Below are 1,795 nucleotides of genomic sequence, written 5' to 3' on the forward strand. Positions count from 1 at the left end.
GGCTTGACGAAAACCATAGAGGCACCCCCCCCGAGAAGGAGACCGCATGCCCGTCGCCCCGCGTCCGTCCGACGGCGCCGCGTCCTCGGTCTTCACCCCGCACCAGCAGCGCATCCTCGCGGTGCTCCTCATCCCGATCTTCATGTCCCTGCTGGCCGTGTCCAGCATCAACGTGGCCCTGCCCGCGTTGCAACGGGGCCTGGACGCCAGCGACGCGGAGCTGCAGTGGGCCATCTCCGGCTACACCCTCGTGTTCGGCATGGTGCTCGTGCCGGCGGGCCGGGCGGGTGACCTCTTCGGCCGCCGCCGGCTGTTCATGGTGGGCCTCGGCGTGTTCGCGCTCGGTGCGCTCCTGTCCGGCCTGGCGCCCACGGGCGTCCTGCTCGTGCTCGCGCGCCTGGTCATGGGCGTGGGCGCGGGCCTGCTCAATCCGCAGGTCACGGGCTTCATCCAGGGCGAGTTCTCCGGTGCCTCCCGCGCCCGGGCGTTCGGGGCGCTCGGCGCCGTCGTCGGGGTGTCCGTGGCGGTGGGGCCGCTGCTCAGCGGCGGGCTCATCGCGTGGCTCGGCGGCGACCTCGGCTGGCGCGCGACCTTTCTGGTGAACGTGCCCATCGCCCTCGGCGCCCTGATCGTGGCCCGCCAGTGGCTGCCGCGCACCGTCCCCGAGCGGGCGCGGCGTCCGGACCTGGACCCGGTCGGCGTCGTCCTGCTGGCCGGCGCCCTCGTGGCCGTCATGCTCCCGTTCCTGGACCGGGGGCTCGAGCCGTGGCGGTTCGTGCTCGTGCCCGTCGGCATCGGCCTGGCCGCCCTCTGGACGCGGTGGGAGGCCCGCTACGCACGACGGGGCCGCGCCCCGATGGTGGACCTGCGCCTGTTCCAGACCCGCAGCTTCGCGTGCGGCGCCCTGCTGATCGCCATCTACTTCACCGGCTCGACCAGCATGTTCGTGGTGATCGCCATGTTCATGCAGAACGGGCTGGGCTACCCGGCGCTGCACGCCGCACTCATCGGCCTTCCCTCGGCGGTCATGTCGAGCGTGATGTCCACCGTGGCCGGGCGCGTGGTGCTGCGCACGGGCCGGAAGATCGTCGTCCTCGGCATCGCGCTGGCGCTGCTCGCCGTCGTGGGCTCCATCGGGGTGGCGTGGGCCAACCGGGAGTTCGGCCTGAGCCCGTGGTGGCTGCTGCTCACCCTCGCCATCTTGGGTGCCGGGCAGGGGCTGGTGGTCTCCCCCAACCAGACCCTCAGCCTGGCCGAGGTCCCGCCGCGGCACTCCGGCACGGCCGGCGGCGTCCTGCAGACCGGCCAGCGCGTCGGCACGGCCGTCGGCACCGCCGTGATCGTGGGGGTGTTCCTGGGCGTCGCCTCCAGTGCCGACTGGGACGGGGCGTTCATGGCCGCCTTCACCCTGGTGGCGGGGTGCATGGCGCTCGCGCTCCTCGTCGCACTCGCGGACCTGCGCGGACCACGGACGGCGGCCCCCCGTGGCTGAGCCCCGCCCCGGCGACGTGCGCGTCACCCCCGGCCCCGGCGCACCCCGCGGGCTGATCATCCCCGCGGGCGAACTCGTCGAACGCTTCTCCCACGCCTCCGGCCCGGGCGGTCAGGGCGTGAACACGGCGGACTCGCGGGTCCAGCTCAGCCTGGACCTGGCGGCCACCTCCGCCCTCGACGACGTCCAGCGCGCCCGCGTCCTCGCGCGGCTGGCGCCCCGGCTGGCCGGGACGGTCCTCACCGTCAGCGTGGCGGAGCACCGGGCCCAGTGGCGCAACCGGGTGGCCGCCCGCGAGCGGCT

The 1,795-nt window shown here is 74.5% G+C and carries 2 protein-coding genes; both read left to right on the top strand.

Annotated features, from left to right (window positions below; all coding sequences use genetic code 11):
• Positions 1-46 precede the first annotated feature (46 nt).
• Positions 47-1,492 (top strand): MFS transporter, encoded by a 1,446-nt coding sequence (locus HMPREF3105_RS06495; protein ID WP_069941685.1) that lies wholly within the window; start codon positions 47-49, stop codon positions 1,490-1,492.
• On the top strand, positions 1,485-1,795 hold a 311-nt coding region (locus tag HMPREF3105_RS06500), incomplete at its 3' end, for a peptide chain release factor-like protein (protein ID WP_070709004.1). The genes HMPREF3105_RS06495 and HMPREF3105_RS06500, both read left to right, overlap by 8 nt.

The sequence above is a fragment of the Micrococcus sp. HMSC31B01 genome (assembly GCF_001816085.1).
Taxonomy (GTDB): domain Bacteria; phylum Actinomycetota; class Actinomycetes; order Actinomycetales; family Micrococcaceae; genus Micrococcus; species Micrococcus luteus.

Coding starts and splice junctions, on each gene's coding strand:
- HMPREF3105_RS06495 (WP_069941685.1), top strand. CDS start 47: ATGCCCGTCGCCCCGCGTCCGTCCGACGGCGCCGCGTCCTCGGTCTTC.